General features: G+C 56.7%; 15 protein-coding genes. 14 read left to right on the forward strand and 1 reads right to left on the reverse strand.

What is annotated here, in order from left to right:
* Positions 1 to 241: 241 nt before the first annotated feature.
* Positions 242 to 2,071: a Xaa-Pro dipeptidyl-peptidase gene (locus RE6C_RS10230; RefSeq protein ID WP_039961749.1), complete on the forward strand. Its 1,830-nt coding sequence runs from the start codon at positions 242 to 244 to the stop codon at positions 2,069 to 2,071.
* Between the two features lie 53 nt (positions 2,072 to 2,124).
* On the opposite strand, the gene RE6C_RS10235 is transcribed toward RE6C_RS10230, so the two are convergent.
* Entirely contained in the window at positions 2,125 to 3,456 is a 1,332-nt protein-coding gene (locus tag RE6C_RS10235; protein WP_236618089.1) for a hypothetical protein, read from the reverse strand.
* A gap of 190 nt (positions 3,457 to 3,646) precedes the next feature.
* Here RE6C_RS10235 and tssK point away from each other — a divergent pair, with 190 nt between their 5' ends.
* From tssK to RE6C_RS10300, 13 genes are all read left to right on the forward strand, one after another.
* Positions 3,647 to 5,143 carry a type VI secretion system baseplate subunit TssK gene (gene tssK, locus RE6C_RS10240; protein ID WP_236618090.1) on the forward strand — a complete coding sequence of 499 codons (1,497 nt, stop codon included), beginning with the start codon at positions 3,647 to 3,649 and terminating at the stop codon, positions 5,141 to 5,143.
* Positions 5,143 to 5,787 (forward strand): DotU family type IV/VI secretion system protein, encoded by a 645-nt coding sequence (locus RE6C_RS10245; protein ID WP_008656323.1) that lies wholly within the window; start codon positions 5,143 to 5,145, stop codon positions 5,785 to 5,787. The genes tssK and RE6C_RS10245 overlap by 1 nt, the downstream gene beginning before the upstream one ends.
* 33 nt (positions 5,788 to 5,820) lie before the next feature.
* The gene (locus tag RE6C_RS10250; RefSeq protein WP_008656324.1) at positions 5,821 to 7,566 is read left to right on the forward strand and encodes a type VI secretion system protein; all 1,746 of its coding nucleotides are present in this window, start codon (positions 5,821 to 5,823) and stop codon (positions 7,564 to 7,566) included.
* A gap of 151 nt (positions 7,567 to 7,717) precedes the next feature.
* Positions 7,718 to 8,791 (forward strand): type VI secretion system protein TssA, encoded by a 1,074-nt coding sequence (tssA, locus tag RE6C_RS10255; RefSeq protein ID WP_008656325.1) that lies wholly within the window; start codon positions 7,718 to 7,720, stop codon positions 8,789 to 8,791.
* A 69-nt stretch (positions 8,792 to 8,860) separates the two neighbouring features.
* Positions 8,861 to 9,385 (forward strand): type VI secretion system contractile sheath small subunit, encoded by a 525-nt coding sequence (gene tssB, locus RE6C_RS10260; protein WP_008656326.1) that lies wholly within the window; start codon positions 8,861 to 8,863, stop codon positions 9,383 to 9,385.
* A gap of 47 nt (positions 9,386 to 9,432) precedes the next feature.
* Complete coding sequence (gene tssC / locus RE6C_RS10265; protein ID WP_008656327.1) at positions 9,433 to 10,935, forward strand: type VI secretion system contractile sheath large subunit; 1,503 nt, start codon at positions 9,433 to 9,435, stop codon at positions 10,933 to 10,935.
* Between the two features lie 53 nt (positions 10,936 to 10,988).
* The gene (locus RE6C_RS10270) at positions 10,989 to 11,468 is read left to right on the forward strand and encodes an Hcp family type VI secretion system effector (RefSeq protein WP_008656328.1); all 480 of its coding nucleotides are present in this window, start codon (positions 10,989 to 10,991) and stop codon (positions 11,466 to 11,468) included.
* Positions 11,469 to 11,479: 11 nt separating this feature from the next.
* A complete protein-coding gene (locus tag RE6C_RS10275) occupies positions 11,480 to 12,034 on the forward strand; it encodes a type VI secretion system baseplate subunit TssE (protein WP_008656329.1) in 555 nt (184 codons plus the stop codon).
* 180 nt (positions 12,035 to 12,214) lie between these two features.
* Positions 12,215 to 14,116, forward strand: a complete 1,902-nt coding sequence (gene tssF / locus RE6C_RS10280) for a type VI secretion system baseplate subunit TssF (RefSeq protein WP_008656330.1) — start codon at positions 12,215 to 12,217, stop codon at positions 14,114 to 14,116.
* Between the two features lie 85 nt (positions 14,117 to 14,201).
* Positions 14,202 to 15,251 carry a type VI secretion system baseplate subunit TssG gene (gene tssG / locus RE6C_RS10285; protein WP_008656331.1) on the forward strand — a complete coding sequence of 350 codons (1,050 nt, stop codon included), beginning with the start codon at positions 14,202 to 14,204 and terminating at the stop codon, positions 15,249 to 15,251.
* Positions 15,252 to 15,273: 22 nt separating this feature from the next.
* On the forward strand, positions 15,274 to 17,268 hold the full coding sequence (gene tssI / locus RE6C_RS10290) for a type VI secretion system Vgr family protein (RefSeq protein ID WP_008656332.1): 1,995 nt from the start codon (positions 15,274 to 15,276) through the stop codon (positions 17,266 to 17,268).
* Positions 17,269 to 17,352: 84 nt separating this feature from the next.
* Positions 17,353 to 18,267 carry a DUF6931 family protein gene (locus RE6C_RS10295; protein ID WP_039961751.1) on the forward strand — a complete coding sequence of 305 codons (915 nt, stop codon included), beginning with the start codon at positions 17,353 to 17,355 and terminating at the stop codon, positions 18,265 to 18,267.
* On the forward strand, positions 18,267 to 18,557 hold the full coding sequence (locus tag RE6C_RS10300; RefSeq protein ID WP_008670751.1) for a PAAR domain-containing protein: 291 nt from the start codon (positions 18,267 to 18,269) through the stop codon (positions 18,555 to 18,557). Before RE6C_RS10295 ends, RE6C_RS10300 begins: the two co-directional genes overlap by 1 nt.
* The last annotated feature ends 2 nt before the right edge of the window (positions 18,558 to 18,559 follow it).

Below are 18,559 nucleotides of genomic sequence, written 5' to 3' on the forward strand. Positions count from 1 at the left end.
CAGCACCAAAGATGCGCATGGGTCTCCGACTGAGAGCCTCAGTCGGTTACGGGAAGCGTTCTCGATTGCGTTCCATCCCCCCGAGTTGATCCGTCATATCGGAGGATAAACGGGCGAAAACGAGCGGTAGATTCGCGAAACGCTCCCCTACCTCGGATTCTTTGCCGTCGCTTGAAGACGGTTCGCTGAGGTGACTAAGCTGATGCGGTCTCGCCTCGATCTCACCTGGGTTTTCACAACCATGAAACGCCTCTGCTCGCCAGTCCTTGCACTCCTGTTTCTCGCAACCTCACCTGTCCAAGGGGGCGATCTTCAGATCCCCGTCATTAAAGATGGCGAGGCACAAATCATCAAGGAACTGGAAGACTCGGACTACTGGATCCGCCATGACCTTTGGGTGGAAACGGAGTTCGATTTGGACGGCGATGGGAAGCTCGACCGGATGCACGTCAGCGTCACGCGTCCAACGCAAACTGATACCCAGTCGCTGAAGCTTCCAGTCATCTACAACTCAAGTCCTTACTTCGCGGGGACCACCGGTGCCGATGAATCCTACTTCTGGGACGCCCGGCAAGAACTCGGTGCCGAACCACCCAAACGATCCGCTGCTCCCGCGATTGAACGCGAAGGCACACGCCCGATCATCTCCAAACGACATGTCAAAGACTGGCTGCCTCGTGGGTTCGTCGTCGTTCATTCCAGTGCCCCAGGCACCGGCCTTTCACAGGGTTGCCCAACGGTCGGTGACGATCCCGAAGCGTTGGCTCCCAAAGCCGTGATCGATTGGTTGTGCGGACGCGGCAAAGGATTCACGGAACCCTTCGGTGGCGACCCCGTGGAAGCCTATTGGTCATCAGGCAAAGTCGGCATGACGGGGACCAGCTACAACGGCACGATCCCGTTGGCCGCCGCGACAACAGGAGTCGAGGGACTGGAAGTCATCATCCCCGTCGCACCCAACACGTCTTACTACCACTACTACCGATCCAATGGATTGGTACGCCATCCCGGTGGTTACCTCGGGGAAGACATCGACATCCTGTACGACTTCATTCACAGCGGTGGCGATGAAGAGATTCGAGCGTACTGCGATTGCCATGTCCGTGACGAACAGATGATGGCCAACCAAGACCGAGCGACCGGTGACTACAACGATTTCTGGTACTCACGCGATTACTTGAACCGCGTCGATGGAGTGAAAGCGGCGGTGCTCATGGCGCATGCCTTCAATGATTGGAACGTCGTTCCCGAACACAGCATCCGGATTTACGAAGCGTTGAAAAAGAACGGTGTCGAAACCCAACTGTTCATGCACCAAGGCGGGCACGGCGGACCTCCACCGATCAGCATGATGAATCGCTGGTTCACTCACTATCTCTATGGCGAAGACAACGGCGTCGAAAAGGGTTCGAATTCGTGGATCGTTCGCGAAAGCGATGAGCGGACCAAACCAACCGAGTACCCGGAATACCCGCACCCGGAAGCAAAAGACGTGATGGTCTATCCGGTTCCTGGTGCTCCCCAACGTGGGCGTTTGCGGACATCCCCCCTCACCGAACCAATCACGGAAACGTTGATCGACAACTTTTCGTTCCCAGGCGAAGCGTTGGCACAAGCCGAATACACCGAACATCGCTTGATCTACGCCACACCCGAATTGAGCGAACCAGTTCATCTCTCAGGAACACCGCGAATCAAACTGCGACTTGCGTGCGATCGTCCCGCCGCCAACCTGAGCGTCTGGTTGGTCTCGTTGCCTTGGAACACAAAGAAGAACTCCAAGATCACCGACAACATCACCACTCGCGGATGGGCCGATCCTCAGAACATCGAATCCATGCGAGAAAGCAAACCGCTCGTCCCGGGCCAGTTCTATGACATCGAGTTCGACCTGCAACCCGATGACCAAGTCATCGCCAAAGGACAACAGATCGGACTGATGGTCTTTTCCAGCGATCGCGATTACACGCTGCATCCCACGCCGGGCACCAAGCTCACGATCGATCTTCAGCACACTCAACTGAGTTTACCTGTTGTCGGCGGAACGCTTCCGCTCGAATCGCAGGACTGATCAGCGAGCTCGCCAAATCAAGACGACTTGCTCGCGGAAGTCGTCTTGGTCACTCAAAGCGATAGGCGAAGATCAAACACCATGCGGGTGTCGAACCAGTCGTCATCGGCGGCGGTGATGCCGGTCGCGAATCCGAATTCCCACAAACCCATGTCGTTCTCGGGTCCCAGTACAAAGCGAGCACCCGGATAGAATTCGATCGCGGTTTCACCGTCGACGGACCGCAGCGTGCCCGCTGAATCGTGATAGCCGCCATACAGAAACGATAGTGTTCGAACCTCGAAGGTCGGCAAGAATGCGAACACATCGCTTTCCGCTGCGATCGTGCTGACACCCCAGCCCGTGGTCAACACATCTCCGGCGACGCCAGCGGTTCCTTTGATGGGAGTCCAATATTTGACTTCGCCGAAGACGTAGGTTTCTGGACGAAGACAGCGTCGCCCCAGCAATCCAAATTCCAGCGACGTGTGACCGGTTCCCAGGCCTCGGTCGGCGGGACCACTCGCCAAATAAGTTCGAAAGATTGTCGCAACCTTCGTGCGTTTGCCATCAACCAACAGAGCTTGAGCACCCAGGACGATGTCACCAAAACCGGTCGTGTTCCCGTTCACTTCCGGGTCCACCGACCGCATCGTGTACTGCGTCAACGCCATCAATCGCTCCGTCCCCGCAGCAAGTCGAAAGATCAGATCTTGCGAGTTCACGCCCGACTCGTTGTCTGGCGGGTCGCCCCAGTAATACTCCGCTCGATCCGGCGTTCGCAGCCCGTGGTCGACTTGGTAGCGGATGCCCACGTGAGCTGGAACGATCGCGGTGTCCAAAACGTTGGGAGCAAACATCACTCGTTCGTAACCGATGCCACGATCACGCGAACGATTTTGACGAAAGTGGGCTCCGGGGCTGAGACGTTCCAACGCTTCGTGAATGTTTGGGAACGACAGATCCTGCCAAGGAGTCCACTGGCTGGAAACCAGTTCGCGGCATTGATTGCAGCCGCAGCCCACATCGCACCCCGACTCGCAATTGCAAGTTGACTGACAACCACAACTCGAGCCAACCGGGTTGTCACCGCCAATCGCCAACCAATCCGCGGATTCGCCGACGATAGGCTCGGGGTAGATGCTCGGTGAGCCGATCGAAATCGACTCGATTTCGCCACGCGGGACGGGAAGCGGTTCAAAAAGAGGTGCTTCGATCAAACCTTCCGCGTGCAGCGGTGCGTCCGAGAGCGAGTCATGGCGCAGCAGCGGGGCACCGAGGTTGTTCCACACCACCGGATCTTGAGCCGAAAGCGGAAACGCCAACACGGCGTGCGAAAGCAGCAGAGCGATGAGGACGGGTTTGATCACACTTCGTCGCGGGGCCTGGATAATGCGGCAGTTCACTTCGCGAGTCAAAGTGAAGTCACGACAACCGTGAAAGCATGTCGTGAAACTAAGAGTGGCTGTCTGTATCGGTAATATCGTCTGGAAGTATGCACGCAAATTAGCTAATCTCCGACCACATACCAAGATTGGGGCTTGCTAGAGTCAAATGGATTTGACGGCACCCAGCCAACGTTCGGAAAGGAATCCGATGCAGAATCTTGCGGTCCATTGGCACGAGGGACTGTTCCTCCGACCACACCATCTTCAAGCATGGGATCGCCATTGGCAGGAAAGCCAAGCGGCATCTTCACGCTGGCAGAACCCCTACAGCTATGGACTGGCGAGCATCTCGATCAATGCGGATGCGCTCGCGCTGGGATTTTTCCAACTCGACGGCGTCCGAGCCAAAATGCCCGAGGGCACGTTGGTGGAATTGGCCGTGGGAGAATCAACCGAACGAGTTGACCTGCGAGCGGGATTTGCCGTTTCCGGTGCCACTCCCTCGACTTCCGAAACATCGGACGCTGCTCACGAAACCATTCCGGTTGGCGGCGGCGACAGCGTCGACGTGTTCCTTGCGGTTCCTCGGTTGCAGCTTGGTGTTTCCAACGTGGCCGAAGGCGATCAAGCCGAAGGAGCCCGTTTTCGCCAACTTCAGATTCATGTTCCGGACGAAACCGATGGCGCCAGCGTCGAACCCGTCCTGTTTCGCCGCGTCAACGCCGTCCTCAAACTTTCGACCGAAGACCTGACCGGTTACGACGTGTTACGGATCGCTCGTGTGAAACGAGGCACGGTTGGCGGAGCGATCGCGGAACTGGACGAACGGTACGTCCCACCGTTGATGGATTGTGCCGCATGGTCCCAAATGAGACAGCGTTTTCTGCGGCCGATCCACGACATGATGATGCTCAAGATCGAACTGTTGTCGCAGCTCGTCAATGATCGCAGCGTTCGAATGGACGCCGAGCAACCCGGTGACCTCCAACGCATCTTGATGCTTCAAACGCTCAACCAAGCCGCTGCGGTTCTCGGTGTTCTAAATCAATCCAGCGGCGTCCATCCGTGGAACGCCTACGTAGAACTCAGCCGTGTCGCCGGGGGTTTGGATCTGTTTGGTGAAACACGATCTTTGCAGGCGATCGCCGCTTACGATCACGATGCAATCGGCCCGCTGTTTCAAGAGTTGCGACGAAGAATTGAATCGCGAATCGCAGCGGTCGGCCAGAACGCCTACCAACAACGCTTCTTCATCGGAGCAGGTTTGGGCATGCAGGTCAGCCTGGACCCGCAATGGTTGACAAGCGATTGGCAGTGCGTTTTGGGCGTGCGTCGTGGCAAACTCTCCGCCGCGGGACTCGACAAGCTGCTCTCGCCTGGTTTCCTCGATTGGAAAATGGGCAGTGCCCGACAAGTCGAAACGCTGTACAGCAAACGCGCGATGGGATTGGAACTGAAACCATTGCGAGAAGTCCCCCGAGTCTTGCCGTCTCAATCGGACTGGAGCTTCTTCGAGATCAGCGGTCGCGGCCCGGCCTGGACCGACGTCTTGGACACCGGCACGATCGCACTTCGAATTCGCGAACAATTGATTGACGATCCGCAAAAGTTGGCGGGCAATCAAACCCTGAAGGTTCGCATGGACGCTCACACCACTTCCTTGCAATTCGCGATCTTCGCGACCAAGCGATCGGATTCAGTGTGATGAATGAATCACTCGAACAATTTGCGGACGACTACACCGAATGCGTGCTGGCGTTGATCGACCGGTTGCATGCCGACGAGCCCTTGGATCCCGTCGCCATTCACCAAACTTTGTCGCAACGTTTGACCGAAGCGCGGCAAAGTCACCATCACGATGATCGCTGGGAAGAAGCGATGTACGCATTGGTTTCTCTGACCGATGAGTTGTTGCTGGAGATGCCATGGTCCGGTCGATCTTGGTGGAACGATCACGTGTTGGAAGCCAGCCTGTTTGGTTCACGTGATTGCAGCGAACGCTTCTATCAGATGGCTGCCGTCGCCAGTCGTGAATCCTCCAACGGCGTGTTGCGAGTCTTCCACGATTGCGTCCTGTTGGGATTCCGTGGCGTGTACTCCATTCCAGGTCTGTCAGAAGCCACCACGAAAGAACTGGGCATTCCAGCAACGTTGGAACTTTGGCTGGAAAAGACACAGCACCAACTCAGCAGCGATGCTGCCGAGGTCGACCCTCCAGCGCGCCTGCATCGATCTCTGAGTGGAGCGGCACCGAACACGACGCGACGAAGCATCGTTTGGTGGACGGTCGCGGCGGCAACGATGTTGATCGCCAACATCACGATGTACACGCTTTCGGCGGGAAAGTAATGCCAATCCCATACAACTCGACGAGAACGATCGATGTCCGATGAGCCAACGCCCAGTCTGAAAGATCGCCTGAAATCGCGACTGAACGTGTCGTTGGCCGCCATGGTTGCCGCGTTGGTGGGAATCGGTCTGCTGGTTTTGGCCGCAGCCGCTTGGTTGGTCTACTCAATCGACCCGACGCGAATCGCTTGGGGCGACTACATGACGCTTCAGCGTGGTGTTTGGTTGCTAGTTCTTTGGGCACTTTCCTGCGTGGTCACCTATGTGACGGTGCGCATTTGGATGGCGGACATTCCGCTCGGCGACGCTCGCGTTCGTGCCGGTTGGAAAACGGGCATGCAATTGCTGTCGCAGCATAGCGTGGGACTCAACCAAATCCCTTGCTTCTTGGTGTTGGGCTGTGAAACACGACATCAACAAGAATCGTGGCTCGGATCCGAAGGGGCTCCCGTCGCTCAATCCACGTCGGAAGGCTCTCCCGCAATCGATTGGCATCTTTCCAAAGATCGCTTGCTGATCTTCTGCCGAGACATTGGTGTGTATGGGACACTCCTGCGAAGCGGAACATCGGACGAACACGCCGAGCAGCCAAAATCAGTTCCAGACCATGTCGCCGAGGCATCTGATTCACCGTCCGCGTCACCGTCGGATGCAAACGCCAGCGAAGAGCCCGTAGCGGACAGCGACGAATCATCCATAGGTGATTCAACCGACGACGCGCCAGCAACGGAACCTCACGCCGAACCACTTGCCGCCGGTGCAAACCCATCCGCCGTTGCAGTGGCTCAGCCTCAAACTCAGGCAGCAAAGACACAGTCCACCTCCGTCACTCACGCCATGCAATCGCTCGAACGAGCCGATCGCTTGGTCCAAGACGCTCAATCGATCCGGCCGATGACTCAGCCCACTCGGGCGATCCCTGATTCGCTGTCCTCGGTTCGCACCACACAATCACAGCAAGAGCTGTCCGATTTGTGTGCACGATTGCGAGCCGAACGGTTTCCACACGCCCCCATCAACGGCACGCTTGTGATGGTGGATTCGCGAATGATCGCCGAAGGAGGCTCTTCGCCCGGTGAGTCGGGCCGAAAAATCGGACGAGCGATCCGTCGCGACCTCGATCAGATGCAATCCGAATTGGGAATCGCCAGCCCGGTGACCATGATGATCGCCGAGAATGATCATCCCGACGACTACAAGGAACTGCAACGACGCTTGCGGATGGTGGAACAACAATCGTCGGTGGCATTGGGCAAACCATTTGTCTCGGAAGAGATTCCCACCGGCGAAGCAATGAACCAATTGGCAAATGACACGATTCGAGAGATCGAAAATCGTGTCAAACAGGTTTTTCAAGTGCCACGTTCGCTCACCCAACCTCAAAACCATCGCTTGGTTCGCGTTCTGATCCAGTGTCGTCGCTGGCGTTCCTCCCTGCGAAGCCTGATGGTCGAAAGCTGTGCAGCGAATCCGGTGGACATGTCGTCTTCGCATTCCGGAAGCATGTCGGAAGTCAACGCACCGATCGTCAGTGGTCTGTTTGTCGCATCGCCAGGCCAACGCTCGGCCAAGAGCAACGGAACGAAGGGACACTTCTTTGAGTCCGTCGTCGCACACATGATCGACCAACAAAATCATTTGGCTTGGACGTCGGAAGAACGACAGGCCTGGCGACGTCACCAGCGTTTCGCGGCGTCGCTGATGGTGGTCACAGGAATCTTGATCGCACTGTTTCTCACGCAACTTTGGATCTTGTTGCGACCCATCATTTTCACTTGATGCCATTCAGCGCTTTTGGATGATTCCACGCATTTCTTGAAAAAAGGAATCAAAGTGACTCAGGGTTCAGAATCGAAAAGTCGATTCAATCGCTACAGGCAAATATCCAGACAGTGATGAGTGTCCGCCAAACCAAGCCCCGACATCGTTCATGACAATTGCCGACCTCTCAACGCTGACCGCTCCCGTCTCTCCGGACTCGCCTTCTGGCGTGAGTCTTGAGTACGACGCTCGGTTTGTTGAGATGACCCGGTTGGCAGAAGGCACTCGGGAACAGCAATACGGCAAGACTGTCATTGCGGCTCAACCACCGGACTGGCGAACCATTCACCAGCTTGCGGTCGAAATGGCGAGCGAAACTCGCGATCTTCGATTGGCCGTTCTCCTAGTCGAAAGCCAGACGCACCTGAAGGGTCTCGACGGCCTGACCGAATCGATGACGCTTCTTCGCGATTGGGTCCGTGACCATTGGGACAACGTTCATCCGCAACTGGATCCCGAAGACAACAACGATCCGTTCATACGAATCAATGCCCTTGGTCGTCTTTGCGAACCAGAGCGATTGCCATCGATGATCGGCCGGATGACCTTGGTCGAATCACTGCCTCATGTGGTGGTGACGCTCAACGACGTGCGTCGGTCGCGTGGCGAGCTCAATGCGACCTCATCCGCGGATTCGCCCACGCCGATGGAAGTGGAAGCCGCCTTTTTGGCGTTGCCAGTTGCCGAGCTTCGACATCGCTATGAAGCCTGCCAACAAGCCGAAAACGCACTGCGTGAGACGGTGGAATTCCTGGACCAGCATCTCGGAACCGGGATTTGGGAAACGAAAGAGCTGTCGTCCTGCCTGTCCGCGTGCAGCCAATTATTCAAGACACACCTTCGACAACGTTTGTCCGTTTCGGATGCCGCGGTCAAAGATGTCAGCGGCGATGAATGCGAGCCAGCCGCTTCCCACGACACTTCCAATCAGTGGGACTCCGAGGATGTTGACGAATCAATCGTCAGCCTCAGCCGTATTCGGGTTCAGTCACGTGAAGAAGCCGCGCAAGTTCTCGACGCGGCGACGAAGTACTTCGAGTTGTACGAACCATCCAGCCCGGTGCCGTTGTTGCTGCGTCGGGCTCGCCGGATGATCAACCAAGACTTCGTCGACATCATTCGCGAACTCGCACCCGATGCGCTCTCGCAAGCAAGAAACCTGGCTGGCCAGTTTGATGACTAATGCCCCAGTCATCCAAACCCAACCATTTACAAATTCACCCTATCGCCGCTGTTCTGAAAAGGAAAGCTGATGTCCGAAAGCAGCCAAAAATTCATTGCTCGTAACCGTCCGCCTCGCGTTCAAATCGAATACGACGTGGAAACTTACGGTTCCGAGAAGAAGGTTCAGCTTCCTTTCGTGATGGGAGTGCTTGCTGACTTGTCGGGCAATCCGTCCGAGCCACTCGAAGACGTCGCCGATCGAAAGTTCCTGGAAACGGACATCGACAATTTCGACGACCGTTTGAAATCGATGAAGCCACGCGCTGCGTTTCAAGTGGACAACACGCTGACCGGCGAAGGCAGCCTGAACGTCGACTTGACCTTCGAGTCCATGGACGACTTCACACCTGGCCAAATCGCCAAACGTGTGGAACCACTCAACAAGTTGCTCAACGCACGCACGCAATTGGCTCAGTTGGTGACCTACATGGACGGCAAAGCCGGCGCCGAAGAATTGGTGTCCCGATTGATCAACGATCCTGAACTGTTGAAAGAGCTCGCCGAAAAGCCGCTCGAAATTGACGAATCAGATTCGGCCGCAGAAGCCGCCTAATCGAATCGTCACACCAACACCCACCACCAATCTCGAAGGACTCAAGGATGAGCGAAACACAATCGGAAACCACGGAAGCCGCTCCCGACGTCAGCGACACCATCACACTGGACACGTTGTCTGAATTGCTGGAAGCCGAATTTAAGCCACGCACCGACGACGCCGGGCTGGCTGTCACACGGGCGGTCAACACGCTCGCCGCTCAACTTGTGACCAGTGAGATGGTTGCCGAGAGCGACGTGATCAAGACGATCGAAGCCTTGGTGGCGGAAATCGACGGCAAGATCTCAGAGCAAATGAATGAGATTTTGCACCACGATGACTTCCAGCAACTCGAAGGTGCATGGCGCGGTTTCGCCCACTTGGTGAACAACACCGAGACCGACGAGATGCTGAAAATTCGCGTCTTGAACATCTCCAAGAAAGACCTTCACAAGACGCTGAAGAAGTTCAAAGGAACCGCTTGGGATCAAAGCCCGATCTTCAAGAAGCTGTACGAAGAAGAGTACGGCCAGTTCGGTGGTGAACCCTACGGTGCATTGATCGGCGACTACTACTTCGATCACTCGCCTGTCGACGTCGAACTGTTGGGCGAAATCGCGAAAATTTCTGCCGCTGCACACGCCCCATTCATCACCGCCGCAGCACCTTCGCTGATGCACATGGATTCGTGGCAAGAACTCGGCAATCCTCGTGATTTGACGAAGATCTTCCAAACTGTCGAATACGCTTCGTGGCGTTCGCTTCGCGACGACGAAGATTCGCGCTACATCGGTTTGACGATGCCACGCTTCCTGTCACGCCAGCCTTACGGTGCCGCGACAAATCCCGTCGAAGAATTCGCGTTCGAAGAAGAAACCGCGGGTCCTGACCACAGCCGATACGTTTGGTCCAACAGTGCCTACGCGTTCGCTGTGAACATCAACCGCTCGTTCAAAATGCACGGCTGGTGCTCACGCATTCGTGGTGTGGAATCGGGCGGAGCAGTGGAAAAGTTGCCCGTTCACGTTTTCCCAACGGACGATGGCGGCGTGGACATGAAGTGTCCAACCGAAATCTCGATCAGCGATCGACGAGAAGCGGAATTGGCGAAGAACGGAATGATGCCATTGGTGTTCCGCAAGAACAGCGATTTGGCCGCCTTCATCGGTGCTCAGTCACTGAACAACCCAAGCTTGTTCGAAGACGACGATGCAACCGCCAACGCTCGTTTGTCGGGTCGTTTGCCGTATCTGTTTGCCGTCTGCCGCTTTGCACACTACTTGAAGTGCATCGTTCGCGACAAAGTGGGTTCGTTCAAAGAACGTGCCGACATGCAAGTCTGGCTCAACAACTGGATCAGCCAGTACGTCGACACCAACCCAGCAACCGCATCGGAACTGGACAAAGCTCGTCGTCCGTTGGCGGGTGCAGAAGTGGTCGTCGAAGAGATCCCAGGTAACCCGGGATACTACACCGCGAAATTCTTCTTGCGTCCTCACTTCCAACTGGAAGGTTTGACCGTGTCATTGCGACTCGTTAGCAAGCTGCCGTCCGCCAAGGCCGCTTGATCATTCGTCTTTGACACCATTCCAAACAACATTCATTCCAGGAAACTGAAACCATGATTTTTTTGAAGTTCACCACCGAAATCAAAGGCGACGCAAGCGTCTCTGGTTACGAAGATCAGATCAAGTTGACCTCGGTCTCTTTCGGTGCCAATCGTACCGTCGCAAGTGTTGCCGGCAGCTCGGCTCGTGAAACCGGCTCGCCCGCGTTCACCGAACTGCAATGTTCAAAAGACTTCGACATCGCGTCGACCGAATTGTTCATGCAAAGTGTCTCGGGTGCTTCGCTGCAAGGCGCAACCCTGACCTACTTGCAAACCGACAACGAAGGCAACCCGCAGGTTTACTTGACCGTGACATTGGTTGACCCGATCGTCACCAGCTACTCACAGTCGAGCATGGGCGACAGCAAGCCTTGCGAAAACTTCACGCTCAACTTCACCGAGATCAAAATGGCGTACACCAAGTACGACGGAGACTCGGCGAAGAAAGCAACCGAGAAGGGCTGGAACCTGTCGGAACAGAAAGCCGCCTAGGCTGAGCTGTCATGGCATCCAACGAACCGATCGAACAACCGTCATCCTCGCTACTGGATCGATTGATCCGTGGCGAGAACGGTGGCGGTGGCGACGTTCGTGTGGTGCCAAATCCCGGATCACGCGGCGGTGTTTCACGCCGTCAACGTCGCCAACAGATGGCGATATTGAGTTCGCAAATCGAACGCGATCTGTTGGCGTTGTTTGGAACACGCCGAATGTCCGAGGATACCGATCTGTCGGCTTGGCCGTTGGTTCAAAAGAGCGTTTTGAACTACGGCGTTCCCGATCTGACGGGCAGGACCAGCAGCGGATTGGACCTGCGACTTCTTCAACGAGAATTCACCGAAGCGATTCGGTGCTTCGAACCTCGTTTGCGAGCGGACACTCTGAATGTCACGTGTCGGTTGAACGAATACGTGCGTGGCGACGTGATCGTGCAAATCCAGGCCCTCTTTGGCCCCTCCGATGCGTTGGAGTCCTTTGCGATGGGCATCTCGATCTGCCTGGGGAATGGCCAATGCCAAAAAGTGGTGCCAGGAAACGGCCAACGCCGAGCGGCGTAGTTGGATTTTGGTCAGCGAATTACCTCTTGGGACGCAAGGCCCAATTGTGCTATTCAGCAAGAACCGTGATGAGTGTCACGGTCAAAAAGACCACAGCCCACGAGTTTGTGCTGGAAGGATGGCTTGGCCAATCATCCGCGCACACTCGACTCCTTCGTTCACCTCGGTTGGATTTGACGCATGGAAGCTCAGTTCCTCGATCATTACAACCGAGAACTCGGCTACCTGAGAGAACTGGGGGCGGAGTTCGCACAAGAATACCCCGCGGTCGCCGGCCGCTTGGGCATGGACGAATTCGCCTGCGCCGACCCTTTTGTCGAACGATTGCTAGAAGGATTCGCGTTTTTGGCGGCGCGAGTGCATCGCCGTTTGGATTCCGAGTTTCCACAACTCACTCGCGGGTTGCTGCAATCGATCTACCCGCACTACACGCGGCCGATCCCATCCGCGGCGATCGTTCAAATTCACCCGGATCCCGACGAGGGATCGCTGGCCAGCGGCTACCGTTTGCCCCGCGGCTCTCGTTTGCAGGGACCGTCCAGCCAAACCTGCCCGACGCCTTGCCGATTCGAAACAACCGCTCCGGTGGATTTGTGGCCGATTCAATTGGTGGACGTTGAATGGGTGGAACGTGGCACTGCGACCCGTCGCCCGATGCCTTCCATCATGAAGGGCATGCCCTGTCGTGCGGCACTGCGAATCACGCTTCAAACCACGGCTGGTTTGCCGATGTCGGCACTCGACCTGGACAGCCTGCCGATTCATCTTCGCGGTGGCGAAACCGCGCACCAGTTGCTTGAGTTACTCATCGCCCATCAGAACGGCATCGTTGTCGGCGACGCCGCTTCGGATCAATGGCAACGACTGGATTCGGCATCGCTGGTCGCTGGTGGTTTCGATGACGCAGAAGCATTGCTACCCGGCGAGCCTCGTTCGTTCAGTGGATACCGATTGCTGCAAGAGTATTTCTTGTTGCCCGAAAAGTTCCTGTTCGTAACGCTAAACGGGTTGTCCCACGCGGTTTCGATGGCGAAGGGAAACCAACTCGAAATCATCATCGGAGTTGACCAATCGCAGAAGGATTTGGTGGGACGTCTCAACCGTGAACACTTGGCTTTGCACTGTGTCCCAGCAGTCAATTTGTTCAAGCAACGCGCGGATCGGGTCCCGATTTCAGAAACCAAATCCGAACACCAACTGTTGGTCGACCGCAGCCGACCGATGGACTTTGAAATTTGGTCGGTCGAACAACTGCTTGGTCACGGAACATCGGCTCAACAAGAAGTCGAGTTCCTGCCGCTCTACGCGCCACCAACCAACATGGCTGCTCGCCAGCAACACGCGGCCTACTACACGCTCGATCGTCGTCCTCGGCAACCTTCGACGAACCAACGTGAATACGGTCATCGCTCACCGTACTTGGGAACAGAAGTCTTTGTGACGCTGACGGATTCGAGTCAACGACCATCGCGGCATCCGATTCGCCAACTGTCGTCCACGGTCTACTGCACCAACCGCGACCTCGCCCTGCTGAAACCGGAAGCGGGTTGGCGGGACGCGTTCACACTGGATGGCCCCGGACCGGTTGCCTCCATCAGTTGTCTGTCAGGCCCAACCACTCCGCGAGCACCGCTGACCACCGAAGATGGCGAGACGTGTTGGCGACTGGTCAATCACTTGACGTCAAACTTCCTCTCGCTGTGCGATCGCGAAAAGTCGACGGATCCCAACTCGAATCATGCAGCGGCGTTGCTGCGGCAAACGCTGTATCTGTATTGCCCGGAAGACTTGCCCGCGACGCGTCGCCAAGTGGACGGGATTCTCTCGGTGACCAATCAAGCTGTCACGCGACAAATCCCCATGCCCGGCCCCATCGTTCACGGTCGAGGCGTGCACCTGGAATTGGAGTTGGACGAGTCAGCGTTCGAAGGCGGAGGTGCCTTCTTATTGGCGGGAGTGCTGGATCGTTTCATGGCACGCTTTGTGTCTTTGAACAGTTTCACGCAAACGTCGCTCCGCACGCCCACACGTGGCCCGGTGCATCGATGGCCAGTTCGCACCGGGAAAACCGCACTGATCTAGCCACCGCATCAACCTCGCCATTGGCCGGGTTCCAACCCTCACGCCGAGACATTGATTCGCCGTTCTCGTTTTGCCTGACAAGTCCATGACCACTTCAGACTCCACCGCCACCTGGGAACAGCGTCTCACGGAAGAACTCGGGAAACCGGTTCAGTCGCTTGATTTCTTTCAGGCGATGCGACGAATCGAAGCCGAGTCACCGACGCTGCCTCGAGTTGGTCACGCCAGACAAACGAGCCAAGAGGCCGTTCGGATCCGGCAAACATCGGCACTGGACTTTGCCCCGGCAACGATCGATCGAATCGATTCGGGACACGATGAACGCGCCCACATCAGCCAACGATTCTTTGGTCTGTTGGGGCCCGGAGGTCCATTGCCTCTGCACATGACCGAGACCGTTCGGCATGAAACCAGGCACAACGCTGACCCCACTTTGGAATCGTTTCTGAACCTATTCCATCACCGCATGGCAACGCTGTTCTACCGAGCGTGGAGTAGCAGTCGCGGTGCGGTCCAGCGTGATCGACCAGAAACGGACCGGTTCGCGGCGTACGTGGGTTCCATCTCGGGCACGCTGAATCCCGGAGCAGAATCCAACGCCGCCCCAACCTCAACTGACAACTCAGGGCTGTACTTCAGCGGCCGATTTGGGTCCACACATCGCAACGCGGAAGGTCTCGCGGCGGTGGTTTCCGCGACTGTGCATGCGGATGCGAATGTAAAGACATTTCGATTGCGGCAACTCCGTTTGGAACCAGAAGACCGAACGCTGCTCTCTCGATCGGAACGGCCATCTGGTCGCGGAGAAACCGCGGGCCGGGGTGGTCGACTGGGACAAAGCGTGGTGCTCGGACGCAGTGTCCCGGATCGTTGCTCGATGATCGATCTGGACATCGGACCGATCGCCTTTGACTTGTTTCAAGAACTACTGCCTGGCGGCGAATCGCACGGAACGCTTCGTGAATTGATTCGCGGTTATGTCGATCCCGGATTGGATTGCCGCGTTCGTTTGATCTTGGATCGCCACACGATCCCACGTTTGTCACTCGGACGAATCGGTGCTCTCGGCCGAAGTGCTTGGGTTCATGGGAAAGCTCCCCGCGCCGATGTCGGCGACTGTCAATTCATTCTCTAGCGTTGCACACGATTTCACCATCATGACTCTGACCCAAGCCAACCGTCCGATCGCCGTCAGCACACCGCTGGATGACGATGCGCTCGTGTTGACCGGTGTGACTTGGACAGAACAACTCGGACGCCCCTTTGGTGGGACGTTGGATTTGGTCAGCTCTGAAGGCGACATCGATCCGCTCGACCTGCTCAAAGAACCAGTCTCGATTCGCATCGGCGATCCAGACGACTCGCCCGAATACCTGCACGGCTATGTCACACGTTTCGGTCAGGTTGGCACCAGCGCGGGCTTGTACCAATACCACGCCACGCTTGCTCCCTGGATGGGATTGCTGCGACATGTCGGCGGATCACAAGTCTTTCAACAACAGACGGTCGTCGAAATCGCCAAAGCCGTGATCGAATCGCGAGGCTTCACCGGCGAACTGGAAGACCGACTCACGCAAACGTATCGCCAACGAGCCTACTGCGTGCAATACGGCGAATCGGACTTCCAATTCCTCAGTCGACTGTTTGAAGAAGAAGGCATCTACTACTTCTTCGAATACACCGAAGACCAACACACCCTAGTGCTGTGCGACGACGTCAGTGCCCACCAAGCGTCGGCGTCGTTTGGTTCGCTGCCCTATCACGCGGTGGAACAACCGGGCAGCGAAACGTGTCTTTCGCAGTGGACCTATGAGCGTGACTTCAACACGGCGTCGTACGTGTTGCGAGACTACGATTTCCAAAAGCCTCGCGCCGAAATGACCGTTCGTCAAAACGCGTCGGACACGGCAAGCGACTGGGAATGGTACGAATTCCCGGGTCAGTTCTTCGAGACCGACGACGGCCAACACTACGCTCGCGTTCTGACCGAAGCCGCCACGTCAGACCAACACGCCGCCGCCGTGGACGTGTCAACTCCCTCGGTAATCGCCGGCAATCTTTTGACGATGACGTCGCATCCCGTCGATGATCTCAATCAAGAGTACCTGATTGTGGGCCGGCATCTGATGATAACAACCGGCGATGTTTCGGCCGGCAGTGGAGGTGCACACTCCTTTCACCTGAACAATCGACTGCGGTTGCTTCCTTCGTCCATTCCCTTCCGCAGTCGACAAACGACCGAACGGCCGATCATGGCAGGCCCTCAAATTGCAACGGTCGTGGGTCCCGATGGCGAAGAAATCTGGACCGACGCGTATGGCCGCATCAAAGTCCAATTCGCTTGGGATTTGATTGGCACCGGTGACGACAGCAGCTCCTGCTGGATTCGCGTGACGCAGCCTTGGACTGGCAAAGGATGGGGTGCGGTCTCGATTCCGCGAGTCGGTGAAGAAGTGATCGTCGCGTTCTTGGACGGCAACGTGGATCGACCGATCGTGACCGGTCGGGTCTTCAATGCCGATCGCATGCCTCCGGAAGATCTGGCCGACGGGCAAGCCAAAACGGTCTTTCGCACACGCAGCACCAAAGAAGGGGACGTGAACTGTTTCCATGAGTTGACGTTTGATGACACGAAAGATGCCGAGCAGATCTACCTGCACAGCGAACGCGATTTTGTTCGTGAGGTCGAAAACAATGACTCATTGAAGGTTGGTTTCGACAAATCAGACAGCGGCGACCAGACGATCGAGATCTACAACGACCAGAACGTCCAAATCGGAGTCGGCAGCGGATCGGGAAGCCAGACCACCGAAATCGGACAAGACCGCACGACCACGATCGATGCGGGTGACGACAACCTGACGGTCAAACAAGGCGATCAAAATGTGTCGGTCGAAAGCGGCGCGATCACGATCGAAGCGGCCAAGTCGATCACGATCAAGTGTGGTCAATCTTCCATTGAGCTGACGCCGTCGGGCATCAACATCCAAGCAAGCGAGATCGCCATCAAGGGTGATACCAAGATCAGCATGGCGGCCCCCGAAGTCGACGCCGCCGCCGATGCATCCATGACACTGAAAGGCAACGCATCAGCGGAACTGAGCTCCGGCGGATCGCTCACGGTCAAAGGAGCCATCGTCCAAATCAACTAGTTCGTCCCGAAAAGGGGTCAGACCCCTTTTCGGACAGAATTGGCTCACGCGTCCCTCCACTTCATTCCAATCCTTCGCTTCATCATGCCACTCTTACTCACCGCTCATCCCGCTGACGACACCGACGTGCGATTGATCTTGCGCGTCGGTCAGGAAGCACGCGTGGGCAGTAGCGAGTGGGTGGAAATGAGCCTTCCCGATGACGCCGCGTTGTCACCGGAACACTTTGTCGTTCGTTGCGGAACGGACGCGGTGATCGAGGTTCTCGAGGGACAGAATGCACTGATCGTTGCAGGAGACTCATGCGATCGGCTCACGCTGTCAGAAACGGGCCAATGCGAAACCGAATTCGTCGCCGGCCAAACCGCTTTTTCGGTTCGTTGGTCACCCGACGTGACGACCGCGACACCCAAAACGAATCCGCAACAACTGGCGACTTCCGACGAAACCATCGACGATCACGCGACCATCGCCTCGCTTGCAAAAGTGATGTCGATGTCGGACGCATCCACCGCATTGATCCAGTCACCCGATCAAACGATGGACTACCTCCAACGTTTGATCGATGCCTCCTTGAACGACGATGCGATCCGGTTTCTCGCTGGTGCGTTGCCGGTCCGAACCGCCATCGGATGGGCGATCGATGCATCCGGCTTTGCCAATCGCGCGAGCAGCACGCTCGACCAAAGCATTCTGGCTTGGCAGACCTCGGGCGACGAACCCGACCGCCGCAAAGTTCGCGATCAACTGGCCGTCAGTTCTCCTGACAACGTCACCCGTTGGATCGCTCAGGCGATCATCTTCAGCGGCGGCAGCCTGGGACCGGATGATCAACCGCCCATTCCACCACCATCGCATTTGAGCGGCGTCGCAATCATGACCTCGCATCGATGGTCCGTCGCGGCGGAGCCAGATCGAGACACCGCGATGCAGCAATGGTTGCAATCCGGCAGCGCGTTGTTGCAACGCGAACAAGACACCAAGCAAGGAAATCAGTGATGCCGCCTGCTGCTCGAATCATGGACGAACACAGTTGCCCGATGGTCACAGGCGTTGTCCCGCATGTCGGAGGCCCCATCATCGGTCCGGGAGAACCCACGGTGCTGATCGGGGGAATGCCGGCCGCGGTTTTGGGCGATGAGGCCGAGTGCACGGGCCCGCCCGACACTCTTTCCAAAGGCTCCGCCACCGTCATGATCGGCGGCAAACCCGCGGTTCGGATGGGTGATCCGACAGCACACGGTGGATCGATCGCATCAGGTGAACCCACCGTTCAGGTTGGTGGCTAGAA

Source organism: Rhodopirellula europaea 6C, from assembly GCF_000338295.1.
GTDB classification, from domain to species: Bacteria; Planctomycetota; Planctomycetia; order Pirellulales; family Pirellulaceae; genus Rhodopirellula; species Rhodopirellula europaea.